Origin of the sequence: Aureispira anguillae, from assembly GCF_026000115.1 — a bacterium.
In the GTDB taxonomy this organism is placed as follows: Bacteria; Bacteroidota; Bacteroidia; order Chitinophagales; family Saprospiraceae; genus Aureispira; species Aureispira anguillae.
Genome location: NZ_AP026867.1, coordinates 633,082 through 649,998, shown reverse-complemented (window position 1 = coordinate 649,998; position 16,917 = coordinate 633,082). Strand labels below are relative to the sequence as shown.

Below are 16,917 nucleotides of genomic sequence, written 5' to 3'. Positions count from 1 at the left end.
AATATCCGTTTTATTTAATTATAAAATTTAGAATGACAAATAAACGCCTGCTCATTTATCATTCTAAATCAATTGACAACACAAAAATCAATAAACTTTATTAACAAAACCATTGGCAATATAGGTGCTTCCTTTAGCAATAGAAAGAATGGTATAGGTATCAAAATCACCCTCTATTTTTTTGATGGTATTAATTTTTTCAAATTTTGTTTTTCCCAACGCTTTGTCATAAACCATAACGTTAAGTTCAGCCTGTTCTAATGCATCCCAATCCTTATAATTTTGATCTACCATCAACTGCCCCAAGGAAATAAAGCCACGCCCTTCAATATAAAGCGGATGGTCTGGGGTAATAGCAATCTCATGAGATGCTGTTGCGACTTCTAGTAAGGTTAAATGGCGTTGATTGGTTGTCAGCTGAACATTAGACTCAAAGGTCGTGGCAGTATTCAAATCTATCCCCAACAAGGGTGTTCCTTCTTTTATTGTATTAATCGCTTGACTCCAATTGTTCGCTAAACTAATCTGGGTAGTTGGGGCAAAACAACAAGCCACATGATCAACATGAGAAATGCAAACATCGTCCCATTTATCTCCTTTGTACACTTCCACGATTTCAAATTTAAAATTCGCTTTTGTCTCCCAATTAGGACGATGAGGCAATTCAAAATGCTGTGCTCCCATTTCATCCGTTAAATCCAAAAAACAAATTGGAGCACCATCTAAATAGACCTTAAATCGTTTTACTCTAGAATTATCTTTCCAATTTTTAGCACTGGATTGATAGCCATTATAAATCCTATTGACCGTAATTGCTTTGACTTCGAACCACTCTCCTATTCCATAGCCCAAGACCCCTTCTACCCAAGCCGTCATTGGGTTATCATCTGCTAAATTTTGCAGCTTATACGTTTTTGATCCTTGTCCCTTGAGTGTAGAAGATACATGCATAGGAGTTGTTCCTTGCGCACAAGGATTATGAAAAAAACCAAGTCCATCTTCTGCCGTTCCTTTTTCTGCCATTGTATTCCAATCAATAGCAATTCCTTCCCCTCCTTTTGCTTGTACAACAGGTAACTGAGCTTTTGCAGTCATCCAGACATTTGTCACCAATAAAGCACTTAGGATTAATTTAAAATTCATACGTTTCATCTTTTTTGTTCTCTAATTAATTGCTACCATCGTTAATGAATGGCATTATCAAAGAACCTTATTTTTATATTAGATATTTTTGTTCGCTAACTACCGCTCCTGCGGTTGCATGAATGCTTGCCTCTCATTATCAGTACCTTTTTGGGCACAAAACAATAAAAAAAACTATCTATCAATCAAATATAGATTTTCAACAAGCTATTATAAAGTGTTAAATTGGGATTACAAATATACCTTTATTCCCTTATACTAAGGAATTCAAACTCCTATACTTTGTACAAAAAGTGTTATTAATACGGAATTGAATAAAGGATGTCGTATAAAATAAAAAAGTGTTTAACCATTAAAAATAGCTAAACACCTTTATTCCAATGCCTAATTGGCAATTAATTAGTCTTCTTTGCGACCGCTTCTATTAACATCTCTAACAGAGGCTTGTTGTGTTCCAAACATCAAAACATCTTGAATATTAACATGCTCAGGACGAGTGGCTATATAATAAACTGTATCGGCAACGTCTTTTGCTGATAGTGGTTTGAAATCTTCATAAATTTTTGCTTTGTCGCTATCCTCATAACGTACAGTAGCAAATTCTGTAGCATCAACATGCCCTGGGCTAACAGAAGTTACCTTGATGTTGTGCTCGTATAAATCCAAACGCATAGAACGAGTCAATGAATCAACAGCCGCTTTGGTCGCACAATAAACGCCGCCACCTGCATATACTTGTGTGCCAGCTACAGAACCTAAATTAATCACATGCCCTTTTTGGCGTTTTACCATTTCAGGGGTTATGACTCTACTCATGTACAACAAGCCTTTGATATTGGTATCAATCATTGTTTCCCAATGCTCTACATTCCCCTCATGCACAGGAGCAAAACCTTTTGCTAGACCTGCATTATTAATCAAAATGTCAATATCTGCCCAACCTTCAGGAAGGCTATCCACAGCCGCTTTGACAGCATCCAAATCGCCCACATCAAACGATAAGGTATGAATTTGCGCTTCTTCCAAATGCTCTTCCATCATCTCTTTAAAATCATTCAATCGTTCGGTTCTACGTCCTGTTATAATGACCTTATACCCTCCCATAATAAACTGACCAGCAATAGCTCGACCTATACCTGAGCTTGCTCCTGTTACCATAACAACAGTATTGGCATTTGGGCTAGCAGGATATTCACGCTCCTCTAAGACCGTAGCGTCAATTTCCTCTTCTTCGACTGCTTCTACCATTCGAATCACACCAAAATAGTCGTCGTTTTCTGTGGTTTGAAATCTAGGAGCGTCCAAAACACAGGCTTGCAGATAATTTGCTTTTGCTTGGTCAAGCATGCCCATTTCTCGCTGGCATTGCGCCAAGCCCAAATAAGCATCTTCGTAAGAAGAGTCAATCAACAAAGCCTCTCTAAAAGAGTCGCTCGCCTTATTATAAGCCTGAAAATGATCTTTTTGAACCAAAGCATATTCATAATACAACCCTGCATTTTCATCGTTCACCATAATTGCTTTGCGATACATCTGCGCCGCTTCTAAGATTTCATCCTCATAATGACGAGTCAGCAAACGAGCCAACCAAATCAAAGCACGTCCATTATAAGGATCTATTTTTAGAATACGTTCGTAACAATGTCTAGCTTCATCAAACTCACCGTCCTCTGCTTGGCTCTCTGCAATATGAAACAAGATGTCAACATCTTCTACTTCATCAATGGTATATTGTTCCAAAATGGCATCTGCATCTACTTCCTCTAAATTCTCTAGTCCCTCCAAACTAAAAGGAGCCTCTTCCTCTTGCTCCACTATTGCCTCTTGTTCTTCTTCCTGCTCGACCACTTCTTCTAACATTTCAGCAACAACAGCTTCTTCCAATTCTAAAGGTTCTTCTTCTTCAGATAGTTCTTCTTCAATAGTATTCGTTTCCTCTACAAAAGCGGTTACTTCTTCTTCAATTTCTTCAAGAATTTCCTCATCAATTTCTTCCTCTATAGCAGGTATTTCTTCTTGCTCTTCTTTGTTTTCTTCCGTTCCTACGATAGGCGCAGCTGCTACAACCACTTCCTCTTGTTCAACAGTAGGTGTTTCCAACTCTTTGCTTATTTCTTCCTGAGGCGTTTCATCAACAAACTCATTTTCAACGACATTTTCTTCCTGTTCTTTCAAAGCAGTTTTGTCCAATCCCGTTTTATCAAAAAACACTTGATAATCATTTGCACAGAAATCATCCCAATCAACAGTGGGAATATTATTGATCTTTCGAATGAAAGTAGAAATACTACCAACAGACATTTTTTTAGCAATCTCTTTTAGTTCGTCTAACTCCTCTCTTTCTTCACTCGTCGCATTTTTAGATTTTTTGCGCAAAGCAATCCATTCCTCATACCAAAAATCACGATAATACATGACGTTATTAAGCGTTTGGATCTGGGTAGGATAAACTTCTACTTGGTCAACAGCACCATTTTTGGGGCGGCGACCGTGTGTTAAAATAGGAATTAACTGGTCGGTGTATTCTTCCGCTAACAATTGATCCAAATGTCGTGTTTCATCAATAGATTTTAAATAATTGTCACTTACAAGAAGAAGTCCTGTTGCCTCTTTATTTTGAGTTATGTGTTCTACCTTCTCGACCGTTGGCAAATCAATAATACAATTGACATTTGCCTTCTTTAAATCTGTTATAATTTGGTTCGCCTCAATTGAGTTCGCTTCCGAAAAGAATACGTAAACAGTCTGCTTTTGCATGAAAGAAAAATTTATTAGGTGCTTTAGTTAATTATGAATCATCAACTTACAACTACAACAATCTATCAATTAATTGATTATTTATTTCTAGCTATAAATTTATGTATAAGATAGGACTTCTTAAATGTAGTGCTTTTGTCTAAAAAAAAGAAAAAGAAGTTGGCTAAATATTTAAAGAATTCTTAATTCAATCTATTATCCCAAAACAAGCCTCTACCAAAAAGTTATCTTAAGTCGGTTATTCTCCTTAGGTTCCTTGATACCAAAATAAGGGTAAAGCACTAATGAACCAACAAAACAACTTGTTCCCTTCTCCAATTTTCTGTAAAAAAGTCAAAAAAATAAGGGACTACTGGGCGATATACTGCTAATATTAACAAATAAGCGTACCTTAGTAGTGTGTAAGGGATTTTTAAGCAAGTCCTTTGTTTGTTTTGTTCGTTGCTGCACAATATTGTCTGCTCTCATTTTGGTAACATTGCCATCAAACACTAAGCAGTCTCCAGCCAACAAAACCAAGCAGAGCGAGCGCATGCGTGAAACGAACTAATGCATTGTAAAAATGAAAGAAATTTATTTTACCTGCTATTTAAGGGAACGATTATAAGTCTTTCTGGTGTTAGGCTGTCTAAAGAGGTAATTCGTGATTTTTAATAAATGATTTAGATTGGAAGGAATAGTAACAAAATCAACTGGCAAGTGGTATATTGTCAAACTGGAAGATGGACGATTGATGAATTGTCGCATAAAAGGTAAGTTTAGATTAGGAAAGATTAAGCTTACCAACCCTATTGCTGTTGGCGATAAGGTGTGGGTAGATCAGGAGAAAGGTTTAGATACAGGTATGATTTCCAAACTATTTCCTAGACAAAATTATGTCTTGCGGCAATCTACTCGACGAAAGCATTATATGCATTTAATTGCTGCGAATATTGATCAAGCCTTTATTATTGTGACCATTCAAGACCCTATGCTAAAACCAGGGTTTATCGATCGCTTTTTGTTGACCACCGAATCGCACAATATCCCAACCTATATCATTGTTAATAAATCTGATATTTATACGGAAGATGATATTGCCATTCAAAAAGGATTGGCACAGATGTATGGGGAAATTGGCTATCCAACTATTTTAGTATCTGCACAAACAGGAGATGGTATTGATCAATTAAAAGCCCTATTGCAAAACAAAAAAACATTGCTTTCTGGGCATTCTGGAGTTGGTAAATCTTCTTTGGTTAATGCCATTCAAGCAGGCTTGGAATTAGACACGCAGGAGGTATCTGACTATTCAGGAAAAGGTATGCATACCACCACTTTTGCACAAATGTATGAATTAGAAACAGGAGGATTAATTATAGATACTCCTGGCATCAAAGAAATGGGCTTTATCAATATGGATCCTGTTGATGTAGCGCATAATTTTAGAGAGATTTTTGATACTTCAGAGCATTGCAAATACGGCAATTGCATGCATGTCAACGAACCCAATTGTGCCGTTAAAGATGCGGTGGAATCTGGTGCTATTAGCATTCTTCGCTATCAAAGTTATCTTTCTATTTTGGAAGATGTTATGGGACAAAATTCTTGGGAACGCCAAACCGATTGGTAGTTTAAAGGGTCAACACATTGCATTTACCCAAATTAAAAATTCTTCAAATCCCGTTGTATTCTTTTCTATAGGACTTAGGTTTTCTAATGCTGCTCTAAATGCTTGAAAAAGTGTTTTTTCGGCTTTTTCACTGACGGTTCCCTTTATGAGTTGCTTAAAATAATGCAGCACAATTTTTTCAAATTCATGCATTTCGGCTTTTAGTTTTTTGTTTCGATAAACGCTTCTAAACAAATATTCTAAGACCTCATAACTAGATAATTTATAATAAATTGCCAATTGCAAAATACGGGCAAATCGCTGTACATCTTTTCTGGGTTCATGGGTTCTGGACACAGCCAAAATTTTGTTCAACCAATCAGCAGCAGCCTCATATTCTTCCAGCAAAAAAAGTGTTGTTGTTGAGTTATAATACAAGGCTAATTTTCGAGCAGGATTAACTTTGGCTGCATATTTTTTCACTCCCTTTTCAATTAAGGGAATCAAATCCTTAGCAGCCTCCAACTGTTTGGCATTTAAATAATACAATTGCTTATAAAAATAAACATTCTGAAATTGCTCCCCTGCTTCATCAAAACTTGTCGTTTTTAGTCCTTCCATTTTTTGGATCAAAACAGCTACCAATTCATACTTTTGACAAGTAAGGCTATTGTTGATATAGTTTGCCAAACGAGCCATATAAACCGATAACTTTTCTTTGATAATGCTAGGGTTGGCTTCCCACACCTCCAATATTTTGGCATGAATAGCATTTCCTTTTAGGTAATCCTTTTTTATTTGCCAATAAATACTCTGTATGGTATAATAATAATATTGAGCTTGGAAGGTTCCATGCTGAGGAAAAGCTTGAGCTTGAACCAATTGATAGCCTTCTTCCATTCTTTGTATAATTTGAGGATCTTTGGGGTGCCGCCATTTCCTAAATACCAAGACAAACCAATGGTGCCAATAAATATAAAGGCTTTCTTCTTCTAATTGCTGATGGTTCTGTTGAGTTTGTTGATACAAGTCGTCCAATTGCTCCAACAATAATCGATCCCTATCTGCTACAATAAGTTCTATTTTTTTAGTGGCAATTTCTGTCAGTAGAAAGTTTTTGCACTGCTTTTTTGCCAACTTCTCAGCTCTATTCAAGACCTCCATAGACAACTTGTAAAAGCCCCTTCCTTTTAGCAGTTCGGCATCTAAGAGTAGGTTGTACAATTTTGCCATGATGGAATGATCGGCATGAAACGTTCTCAAACTTTCCATAATGCGCTGATAGAGATAATTTTCGGTTACGTGCAGACTTTTCAGAAACTTATTTCCTTTCAAATTAGCAATGATCTGCTGCTTATCATAGACCTCCAAGGCATCCATCTCTTCAAATAAACGGACATAGTTTTTTTTGCCTGTTTGCAGTTCTGTTATTAATCTAAAATGTCGTTTTTCATTACTGGTTAATGATTTAATCAAGTCAAACAATTCGAGGGAGGAAGCCATTTAGTTTAGTTTAGGACGATTCTTGGATTAAGGGCATGTTTAAATTCTATCTTCAAGCTGTAATGCTTTTGAGCCTTGATAATGCTGCTATCAGCCTAAAAAAGAGCTTTACTAGGCACCAAAATCAAATCATTTTTGTAAAAACCGTTGGTTTTGAAGAACATAAAATTTAAACCTGCTCTAAGCCTTGTAAAAATGGGAATTTACATTTTTTAAAAAGTTGGTTTTCTATCTTCTTCTATCTCAATTACCTTTGAATTAAGAACAGAAGTTATAAACCTTGTATCAATATGCAAAAAAAATACTTATATCAAATTAGGGTTAATGAATTGCGGTTAAAGCAAAAGATCGCTTCCAATTTTCCGCACTTTTACAATCCTGCTTCAATGCTTTTTTTGCTAACCATTGCCTTTGACACAAGTAACAATCAGTTGCTTATTGTTCCGAACACTAAAAATTCTATTTCAAAATATATTACTTTTATTGAAAAAAACAATGAAAGGATTCTAAAAAAATTTCGATTGAATTATCCTTTCGCTCAAGTACCTAAAGAAAAATTGCATTTTCTATTTTTTCTAGTTGAATTAAACGATGAGTCGCCTAAGCTTTCATCCGTTTTACAAGAAATAAGCAAAGCGTTTCAAACCAAAGATTCAATGCCTTCAACATTCCCATTCGAAAGTCAACAAATTATTCATCAAGCTCAAAAAATATTCAAAAAGCTCCAATCTCCCCATTGTATAATCCTAAACCAAACGATTGATTTACCAACCACTCATCATCCGCTTTCTATTGCTTTGTCCAATGATGTTATTCAATTAAAATTAAGCATGCATGAGTTGTTTTAACCCCTTAAAAAATACACATTATGGAATTGAAAATATTACCTCCATTTTTAAAAGGAAGTGATAAAAACAATGATTTTGGAATAAGAGATAAATCATTGAAATATGGCTTACCTCCAGGCAAACCCCAAATAATTTCTTCTGCCCATGGTAAAATCAAAACATTACTTTTGGTATTCCCTAAAGATGGAAAAACTAAAAATTATAACTATTGGGAAATATTCAAGGAACTTGTACAAAAAATGGATACCGTTGAAAAAATAATTGTCATTTATCATGAGAATGAATTTAATCAGGATGGAATTGTTCCAAGAATTCCTTATAATAACAATAGAATCTATCCCGTAGAGATCACCAAACCTTCCCATGAAATTAGCCACTGGATACAAGATCTTTTTTATCCTGTTATCTATACTAAACCTAATCATCCACCTATCACTTGTTTAGTTTCTAGCTCTACCTATCTATATTCTTCAACAGTAGCGCTAAATTCTATTTTAAAAAAATACTTTGGATCCAATTCGCCTTCCGAAGATCACTTAATTCTTCGTGACAGCCCACTCCCTTTTCAAGGAGGAAACATGTTAGTTGGTAGTGGTTTTATATTGATGGGAGCAGATTCTCAATATCAAAACGGCTTAGATTACACAACATCATATGAAACATGGTTTGGAATTACTCCCATATTTTTAAAATCTAGAATTCCAATAGATAATCTTCCAAAAGAATTCATTTTTAATAACGTCACTAACAAGATTCCTCCTAACTCCAAACAATCTATGCAACCCCTCTTTCACATTGATATGTTTATATCCTTAGCTGGATTCAATAAAAAAGGAGAATACATATTGGTAGTAGGTGAACCTACTTTAGGAGTCGATTTACCAATGGATATAAATAACTCTGAAATTAAACGATTCTACCATTGGTTTTCTCAAATTAGTTCCTCTATTAATTCTATTATTGATCAATTACTTAACACACCAAATATAAAATTTAAAATTGTCAGGAATCCTTTAGTTCTCATTTATGAGGATAATAAAAATAGAGAAAGAAACTGGATGTGGGCAACCTATAATAATTGTTTGGTTGAAATTATAGAAAATAAATATAAGCAAACAACCTCTAAAAAAGTTTGGCTTCCATCTTATGGTGGTTCTAATGCAGATTATTCTGAGTATACTATGCCCTATTCTGAACGCTCAACATTTGCTAAACAGATGGATATACCAACAAGTGACGTTGGCTATGGCGATTGGTCTAATTTATCAAAATATGATCACCAAAATCAGAAAATTTGGACAGATTTAGGGTTTGAAGTTTGCTTATTACAAAACAATTATATTCCCCTAATTCACGGAAGAGGTTCCTTAAATTGTATTACCAATTGTATTAAAAGAGGATAAAATTGTTCTACTATAAGGCGATTGCTGAAAAGCCTAAAATAGAGTAAGCACTAAACACATAAATAATAAATTATTATGGCAACAACAGAATGCTTTAACACGGTATTACTCCATTCTAATAAAGATGCAGGTAAAACATATCTATATGTTAACTGTAGTAATAGTACCCAACCCCTTAAATTTGACTTAGCAAAAGGATTAAAACTCTATCAACCTTCTAATTCTTCTTCCCTTTTTGTAGAAGAAAATGCTTCTTTATTACCTACACCTAAAGTTGATTCTACCATTCGATTTCAAGTACCTCAAAAACATCAATATGGTAAATTATATGGTGGTGAAATGTACTATTCTTGCCTCCCAACCCCTCAAAGAGGAACTGCAGGGAATATTAATATAAAGGAAAAAGGAACTGATCCGAACGAAACAGATACTATCAAACCATTAAAATTAGGTGCTACAGATAAACTTTATCTATCAATTATTGGAGTTGATGATATTCGAGCAGAAATCAATAATGATGCAGATTATGTTCAATTATATTCCTTAACGGAACAAGTTATTTTTATACAACTAAAAGACACCCCTAATTCAGAATCAGGAGAAAAAGATCTTATTGTTCAATACAGTACTCTATAACAAGTTTATTATACACTCATATAGAAGCAAAATTATAGGTTACTAATCTAAATTTTGCTTCTTATTTTCCTTTTCTATTTACAACAAAGAATTCAAAACTGCTCCAAGAGCAGCAAGCCCCTCCCATGCCTAATTTTATGTAAACACGTATTAATTTTAGACTTATGAAAACATTCATTAAATTACTTTTATCGCTTAGTATTTTGTGCTGTAATTGTTCCCTTTGGGCACAAAAGGATAATCGCCCAGACTGCATCAAAAACACCATCATTTGGGACTTTTCTAAGACAGGTTCCGATCAATTAGACGAGCCTTGTTGTCTCAAAAAAGGGAAAAATGTCAAAATACATATCATAAACATCAATCGGAATGCCTATGAGATTAGCATCAATAAGCAGTTAAAATCATACCATACCACACGCCCTGAAATTCTAGATATTGAAAAGATGAAAACAGATGCTGCTGTTGCCTCAAAAGTGTCAGGCAATGCTCATCAAGGCATCAAAGATCGTAAAGGTGTAAATCCAGATCCCATTGACAACTTAACAACTGCCATTCAAGAGCTCCAAAAATATCTAGCTTGTGCAACTTGCTTTAATGACATCTTAAACAGCAACGTAGGGCACCAACAAGCAGAAAAAGATCGAGATGCCTGTATGCAACAAAACTTAGGTAAAAGTTACAGTAAGGCTGATATTGGTGCTAATATGAGTATGGCGTTTAACAACATAAAAATAGCGCATGGCAATTTGCCTCCATTGCCTGCTGGAGCCTCTGTGGAAGACAAAGTTGACCTAGCAAAGCTTGAAACGAGTTATACCGCATTGATGACCAATAGCAATAGTTTAAAAGCAATCAATGATATAACCACACTCTACGAGCAAGTAAGCAATCCTAGGAATTATAGTTTTTTTACAACAATTCCACTTGAAAGTGCCTCCGAATTAGTGTTAGATTTAGAAGCAAAGCCGAAACAAGGTTTAAATCTACAACCCGAAAAATTGCCACTAGTATATGCCATAAAAGGAGTCAAGATTAGCTTTAGCCCTAGTCTATTTTTTAATCATTTTCCAGGGGCAAAAACGTATACCTTAAAAGATTATAAACTAAACAATCAAGCGACCGACTCCATCACTATTCATAGCAGTTTTGATGACAAAAGTTTAATCCCTTCTATTGGCGCTTTGGTTCATGTTTCTTTTGGTGGGTGCTCCGATCTTGATTTTGCCATTAGTGCGGGTATTAGCACCCAAGTAGAAACAGGCAGCATGAGATGGCATCTTGGCAATAGTTTCATTTTAGGCAAAAAAAGGCGTTTTGTCTTATCTACAGGGATAAGTTTAGGACAAGGGATCAATGAATTAGATGAAAAGTATGAAACAGATAAACCCTATCCTACTGCTGTATTAAAAGACCAGAACTTACTAAAACCTACTGCTCATTTGGGTTGGTTTCTTGGAATTTCTTACAACATACCGATCAAATAATTCATTCTTTTTCAATATTAGCATACCGCTATACCTGTTATTTTTGAACCGCTCAAAACTTATTTAAATAAGTTTTTGAGCGGTTTTTTCTATCCCTCCTTACAAACGGCACTTTCTTTGCTTCCTAACAAAAATCATTTTCAAGAACCTTATAGTAGATAATTTTAGGTTTTTGATTGAAAAAACTTATCTTTCACCAAATTTGATTACTAACCAGTGTCCATTGTATCGTTTATGAACTTGCAAAATATAAAACAAAAATTAGACAAGATTAACCGTTTTTATGCTTATTTAGAAGCCAATCAAGAAATCATTTCTAGAGTAGACCGAGATGCTTTGCTTGCATCCATTAGAGAATTATACGATGCTTGTTTTGAAGAAGGGAACACGGTAGTAAAAGAAGCTCCAGAAGTTGAGCCTATTCAGCAAACGGTAACGACAACAGTTAGTGATAACACTCCTAAACCTGAGCCTGTCGTTGAAACACCTAAGAAAAAGCGCCCTAAGCTAGTTTTTAATACCACTAATACTACTCCAGAGGCGACCAAACCAGCCAAAGAAGAAGCAACTGTAATAAAAGAAACGCCCAAAGAGGAAGTTCCCAAACAGGAACCTGTTGTATCGGTAGAACCTGTTGTTGAGCCCACCACTGCTACAGAAGAAACGCCTACTCAACCAACCAATAGCTTTAAGGAAGAGTTTGAAGAATTGTTCTTGTTTAAGGCAGCAACCGACTTGTCTCAAAAATTGAGTGCTGCTCCATTAAAAGACCTTAACAAAGCATTGGGATTAAATGAAAAATTCTTATACATCAATGAATTATTTGGAGGTGATGTTGCCAAATTCCAGACGGCAATTAAAGCACTAAATAATGGAGGTGATTTTGAGGAAGCTCGTACTTATATCGAGTCAAATTTGGTCGAGCAATATGAATGGATGAAAAAATTAAAGAAACCTGTTGCGAAGGATTTTGTAAAATTAATTCGCCGTAGATATCTATAACCAACTCATTAGGTTATCGTAATCTTTTGATTCTAATTGTATCATCTAATTTGCAAAAGAATGCTTAATAAAGTACTTTGGAAAAATAAAAGCCGTTGGCAAACAACTGGAGCATCTATAGGGATATTTATAGGTTTGTTTTTGTTGTTGTTTGCCCTGCAAGTTTATTTAGATGTGCAAATACTGACCAAAGGAGCCAAGGATAATAATTTTTTGGTCATCAACAAACTATTTGAAAAAAACTACGGCAAGCCATTGACTTTTTCACAAGAAGAATTTAATGAGATTCGTCAGCAGCCCTTTTTTAATCAAGTTGATGCCTTTGAATCCAATGACTACAAGGTTTCTCTTTCGAGCCAAACCATGGGGTTTAGAACCTTGCTTTTTTTTCAAGCACTGCCACAAGAATTTTTAGATGTAGACTCTGTTTTGTTTCAGTGGAAACCTGGTGATAAAATTCCGATTGTTTTATCGAGCGATTATCTGGCACTGTATAACTTTGGTTTTGCTCCCAGTCAGGGCTTGCCCAAATTTTCAGCCAATACCATTAGTTTGGTTGACTTTAAGATTGCAGTCTCTGGCAATGGACAACAAGAAATTTTTGATGGTTATGTTTGTGGTTTTACACCAAATGTTAATTCCATCTTGGTTCCAAAATCCTTTATGCGCTATGCGAACCAAAAATTTGGCGAAAGCAGCAAAACTAAATTGCCCACTCAACTCATTGCGTCTACCGATAACCCTTATAGCGTTGGTTTAGAAAAATTCTTAGCAGAAAAAAATTATGAAATATCAAGAGGTGGTTTAATTGGTGGTGAACTCAAAACCACTTTATTTATGCTTGTTTTCTTATTGGTAGCAATAGGTTTGACTATTGTAGGCTTAGCCATGTTAGTTTTCATTCTAAATTTTCAAGTACTCATTGCGCAAGCTAGCCAAGATATACAATTGTTAATTCAACTGGGGTACAAAGATCAGCAAATTGCCAAAATACTAGCTAAAAATTTACTAAAACTCTTTGGCATAGTGGTGGTAGCTGTTTTTGCGCTATTGGTTCCTATCAAATACCTCCTTTCCTCCCTGATTACAGAACAGGGCTACCATTTAAGTTTTAGTTTACATCCAATAGTTTGGTTCGTTGGCTTACTTTTTTGTATCTTGTTTATATGGATCAATATCAGCAGCATTCGCAAGAATGTACAAAATTTGGCATAATTTAAGTTATAAATATATTAATCCAATGGTTTTAGAATTAGCCATAGTAGGTTTGTTGCATTGCTATTTTTGCCCCTAAAAAATAACAATAAGGACTGACAAGGCTACATCCCAATTTAGGGTTAGCCCCATTAATACGAACCCATGAGACTAGAAAGCTTGCTAATCATTAACGATTATCACAAATAATTCTATATGCTAAAAACACTGCTTTTTGTAATACTTTTCGTTAAGTACTCAACGGCGTAGCTAAAACTGCTAGGGTTAGTCTTTTGTGCTGTTAGCACAAGCATACCCAGTTTGCTAGGGCTTATGTGCTACCTCGATTATGTTCACAACAAAGCGAAGCAATCTCATAACCGCAGGGAATAAATTACCTATTTTTTTCTATACGAAACTATCCATGATGATCGTTATTCGAATGCATGTTCCCACAAAAAAGCAATATTCACACTACCAAAATTACCAAGTATGAAATCAATCCTCATCCTCGTTTCTATTTCTCTTTTTTTTACGCTAGATATGCGAGCACAAACAGGTGTCTACCAATATACCAGCAAGGCAAACAAAGAAGATATTGAGCTAAATCTTCGACGTGATGGTGTCTTTTTTTATACCTATAATAAAGAATGGACCAACTGTGTCACTCAAGGAAAATGGCGGCCATTGGGCAGCGGAAAAGTCATCTTGACTAGTGATTACCAATTGGGCGATTATACCATTGAAGAAATTGAAGATCCCGACCAAAAAGCCATCCGCATTATTATTCAAGGCAAAGGAAAAGGGCAAAGCCCAACTACTATTTCTACTATCTTTATGAATGAGGATGAAACGGCTAGTTTTGAGATGGATGGAGAAGCTGTTTTAGCGATGTTAGAAGAACGACAAAAGCTAACCATGTCTGCCTCGCTTGAAGTCCGAGATAGCCTAAAAAATAGCGACTCTCCTAGATATTATAAGTACGAAGGCAAAAAAGAGATAAAGTCTATTACGATGGTATTTGACTTAAGAGAGTTAACCTTTGAAATTAAAAACCCCAAAGCGAATAAAATTACTATTACAACAGCCTTTGCACCTAATGCAGCCTATCATTATATGAATGGCGTTGAATTTATTTCGGATGGCAAATTTATCCACGAAGAAGGAAGCAGCATCAAACTAAAAAAGCAAAAAAGGTAATCATATACCCTCCGAAAAAGAAGAAAGGTTTGCCAAATTTTCATTTAACAAACCTTTTAATCACCAAAAATCAATCAATTAAATTTTTAAAACATTAGTTGTTTTTTCGGCTTCTTTTTGTTGAAGAACACCTAATGTTTTAAAACGTTAGCTCGAAAGTATGAAATATTTTATAAAAACCCAAAAACTATTTTCAAAAATATAGTTTACTTATCAAAAAAAGATATTTTATATTAAAAAAAGCAGCATTTTCCTATTTTTATTCATTGCTTTTCTTGCAATCCTCTCTTCCCCTTTCACCTTAAATTTTGCAAAATTTTGTGGGATTAAGGACTCGCCTCATTCTTAAAAAGGAACAAGATCGTTCAAAAAAATTGGATGATTTGAGTAAAGGAAATAAATTTTAATCTTCCCATCCCAAACCATCCAATTAAATTAAACCTAACGATTGATTTAGGTTGTATTAAATCTCTCCTAAAATAGATTCTGTTACGTTTATGATATGATCACCAACACGTTCTAAAGAAGAAAAGATATTATTATAAATCATAGCCGCTTCAACCTTATAATCTGAATCTCCTAAACGATCTAGGTTATTTGCCTTAAGTTTATTTCTAAGCGAATTGATTTGATCTTCTAGCGTTCTTGCACTGTCTTTTTCTACCGTAGAATAAGAAGAAGAAGAAAGATTGGCATTCATTTGATTGAATGCATTAGAGATCATTCCAATCATTTCATTCAGACCATTTCGTTGTTCTGGCAAAAAGTAAGCTTTTGTATTGCTCTTTTCTTCTAATGTCTTAGATATTTGGTAATAGATGTCCCCAATTCGCTCTAAGTCATTCGCAATATTCATAAAACTACGCAGTTTGGTTGATGTTTCATGAGTAGCTTTTTTATCAATTAGATTGGTAATATACTCTGTAATTTCAATCTCCATCGTATCACTAATTGCTTCGTATTTTGCCAATCTTTTAATTGCTTCTGCCTTTTCTTTTTTATCAATAGAGTTGATTACGGTTTTCAAAAAGCCATTCATACGACTAACTACCTCACCAAAATGAGCCGTTTCTTTTTGAAGCGCTTCTGTACTTAACTCAGGAGTAATGGGTGGATTTTTGATAAATTTCAATCGTTCGTATGACTCGTCCTCTTCCTCTTTTACCGATACTGTAGCTACTTTTACCAACCAAGGTACAAAAGCTAACATAATCAGTACGTTTAAGGTATTAAAAGTAGTGTGGAAAGCCGCTAAAATCAATGGCACATCTCCAGCCTTACTAGCATCAACTTGCATAACACTTTCAGCCATGCTTGTCAAAACAGGAAGATAGTAAGGCAAAATAAGCACCATCCATGTAACCCCTATAAGGTTAAACAAAGAATGAATTCTAGCCGATCGTTTTGCATTCGTATTGGCAATCATAGAGGCCAACTCTGCCGTAATTGTTGTTCCAACATTCTCTCCAAGAATCATTGCAGCAGCCACATCAAGAGGCAACCATCCTTGGGCACACATGGTTAGTGTAATCGCCATAGATGCACTTGAAGATTGCACAACAACGGTCAATAAAGCTCCAACAAAAACAAAGAATATACGAGAAAGTATCCCCCATTCTGTAAAGTTTTGCAAGAAGTCCAATACCTCAGGATTGTGCTTAATATCTGGCACAGCACCTTTCAAAGCGCTCAATCCCATAAATAAAATCGCAAACCCAATCACAAATTCTCCCCAATATTTAGTTTTGCCTTTGGCAATTAAAAACATAGGAACACCTATGGCAAATAGAGGAATAGAATAATGTGCAAGCTTAACTTTAAAACCTAAGATAGAAACAATCCAACCTGTAATTGTTGTACCAATATTAGCCCCCATCATTACCCCCGCTGATTCTACCAAAGAAAGCAAACCCGCATTAACAAAACTTACCGTCATAACGGTTGTTGCAGAAGAAGATTGCACCAAAGCAGTAACAAGAAAACCAGTAAATACGCCTAAAAAGCGATTTCTCGTCATCCCTCTTAAGATTTTTCTAAGCTGAGAACCTGCAGCTCTTTGAATCCCATCGCTCATCATTTTCATCCCGTAGATAAAAAAAGCAAGCGATCCTAAAATTTGAACAATTTCCCAAATTCCAAACTCCATTTTGATT

12 protein-coding genes are annotated in these 16,917 nt (G+C 35.2%); 8 read left to right on the top strand and 4 right to left on the bottom strand.

Translation table 11 applies throughout. The annotated features are described in order from the left end of the window. Positions 1 to 87: 87 nt before the first annotated feature. Together AsAng_RS02375 and AsAng_RS02370 are read right to left on the bottom strand one after the other, a co-directional pair. Positions 88 to 1,143, bottom strand: a complete 1,056-nt coding sequence (locus AsAng_RS02375) for an NADase-type glycan-binding domain-containing protein (RefSeq protein WP_264791174.1) — start codon at positions 1,141 to 1,143, stop codon at positions 88 to 90. A 399-nt stretch (positions 1,144 to 1,542) separates the two neighbouring features. Beyond that, a complete protein-coding gene (locus AsAng_RS02370; RefSeq protein ID WP_264791173.1) occupies positions 1,543 to 3,900 on the bottom strand; it encodes an SDR family oxidoreductase in 2,358 nt (785 codons plus the stop codon). A 667-nt stretch (positions 3,901 to 4,567) separates the two neighbouring features. Here AsAng_RS02370 and rsgA point away from each other — a divergent pair. Further along, positions 4,568 to 5,512 (top strand): ribosome small subunit-dependent GTPase A, encoded by a 945-nt coding sequence (gene rsgA / locus AsAng_RS02365; RefSeq protein WP_264791172.1) that lies wholly within the window; start codon positions 4,568 to 4,570, stop codon positions 5,510 to 5,512. Between the two features lie 9 nt (positions 5,513 to 5,521). Here rsgA and AsAng_RS02360 read toward each other — a convergent pair whose 3' ends face one another. Further along, positions 5,522 to 6,994, bottom strand: coding sequence for a hypothetical protein (locus AsAng_RS02360; RefSeq protein WP_264791171.1), 1,473 nt, complete (start codon positions 6,992 to 6,994; stop codon positions 5,522 to 5,524). A gap of 290 nt (positions 6,995 to 7,284) precedes the next feature. On the opposite strand from AsAng_RS02360, the gene AsAng_RS02355 reads away from it, so the two are divergent. The 7 genes from AsAng_RS02355 (at position 7,285) to AsAng_RS02325 (ending at position 14,764) form a co-directional block, all read left to right on the top strand. Next, positions 7,285 to 7,842 carry a hypothetical protein gene (locus AsAng_RS02355; RefSeq protein WP_264791170.1) on the top strand — a complete coding sequence of 186 codons (558 nt, stop codon included), beginning with the start codon at positions 7,285 to 7,287 and terminating at the stop codon, positions 7,840 to 7,842. A 20-nt stretch (positions 7,843 to 7,862) separates the two neighbouring features. Continuing rightward, positions 7,863 to 9,245, top strand: coding sequence for a hypothetical protein (locus tag AsAng_RS02350; protein ID WP_264791169.1), 1,383 nt, complete (start codon positions 7,863 to 7,865; stop codon positions 9,243 to 9,245). Between the two features lie 75 nt (positions 9,246 to 9,320). Further along, positions 9,321 to 9,881, top strand: coding sequence for a hypothetical protein (locus AsAng_RS02345; RefSeq protein ID WP_264791168.1), 561 nt, complete (start codon positions 9,321 to 9,323; stop codon positions 9,879 to 9,881). A gap of 164 nt (positions 9,882 to 10,045) precedes the next feature. Next, the gene (locus AsAng_RS02340) at positions 10,046 to 11,368 is read left to right on the top strand and encodes a hypothetical protein (RefSeq protein WP_264791167.1); all 1,323 of its coding nucleotides are present in this window, start codon (positions 10,046 to 10,048) and stop codon (positions 11,366 to 11,368) included. Positions 11,369 to 11,602: 234 nt separating this feature from the next. Continuing rightward, complete coding sequence (locus tag AsAng_RS02335; RefSeq protein WP_264791166.1) at positions 11,603 to 12,370, top strand: hypothetical protein; 768 nt, start codon at positions 11,603 to 11,605, stop codon at positions 12,368 to 12,370. Between the two features lie 60 nt (positions 12,371 to 12,430). Next, positions 12,431 to 13,585 carry an FtsX-like permease family protein gene (locus AsAng_RS02330; RefSeq protein WP_264791165.1) on the top strand — a complete coding sequence of 385 codons (1,155 nt, stop codon included), beginning with the start codon at positions 12,431 to 12,433 and terminating at the stop codon, positions 13,583 to 13,585. Between the two features lie 471 nt (positions 13,586 to 14,056). Beyond that, a complete protein-coding gene (locus tag AsAng_RS02325) occupies positions 14,057 to 14,764 on the top strand; it encodes a hypothetical protein (protein ID WP_264791164.1) in 708 nt (235 codons plus the stop codon). Between the two features lie 463 nt (positions 14,765 to 15,227). Here the strand turns inward: AsAng_RS02325 and AsAng_RS02320 are convergent, their stop codons facing one another. Then, on the bottom strand, positions 15,228 to 16,910 hold the full coding sequence (locus AsAng_RS02320; RefSeq protein WP_264791163.1) for a Na/Pi cotransporter family protein: 1,683 nt from the start codon (positions 16,908 to 16,910) through the stop codon (positions 15,228 to 15,230). Positions 16,911 to 16,917 lie beyond the last annotated feature (7 nt).

Bases quoted from the DNA above. Each gene is read 5' to 3' on its own strand.
- AsAng_RS02375 (WP_264791174.1), bottom strand. From the start codon at position 1,143: ATGAATTTTAAATTAATCCTAAGTGCTTTATTGGTGACAAATGTCTGG.
- AsAng_RS02370 (WP_264791173.1), bottom strand. From the start codon at position 3,900: ATGCAAAAGCAGACTGTTTACGTATTCTTTTCGGAAGCGAACTCAATT.
- AsAng_RS02360 (WP_264791171.1), bottom strand. From the start codon at position 6,994: ATGGCTTCCTCCCTCGAATTGTTTGACTTGATTAAATCATTAACCAGT.
- AsAng_RS02355 (WP_264791170.1), top strand. From the start codon at position 7,285: ATGCAAAAAAAATACTTATATCAAATTAGGGTTAATGAATTGCGGTTA.
- AsAng_RS02350 (WP_264791169.1), top strand. From the start codon at position 7,863: ATGGAATTGAAAATATTACCTCCATTTTTAAAAGGAAGTGATAAAAAC.
- AsAng_RS02345 (WP_264791168.1), top strand. From the start codon at position 9,321: ATGGCAACAACAGAATGCTTTAACACGGTATTACTCCATTCTAATAAA.
- AsAng_RS02340 (WP_264791167.1), top strand. From the start codon at position 10,046: ATGAAAACATTCATTAAATTACTTTTATCGCTTAGTATTTTGTGCTGT.
- AsAng_RS02335 (WP_264791166.1), top strand. From the start codon at position 11,603: ATGAACTTGCAAAATATAAAACAAAAATTAGACAAGATTAACCGTTTT.
- AsAng_RS02330 (WP_264791165.1), top strand. From the start codon at position 12,431: ATGCTTAATAAAGTACTTTGGAAAAATAAAAGCCGTTGGCAAACAACT.
- AsAng_RS02325 (WP_264791164.1), top strand. From the start codon at position 14,057: ATGAAATCAATCCTCATCCTCGTTTCTATTTCTCTTTTTTTTACGCTA.
- AsAng_RS02320 (WP_264791163.1), bottom strand. From the start codon at position 16,910: ATGGAGTTTGGAATTTGGGAAATTGTTCAAATTTTAGGATCGCTTGCT.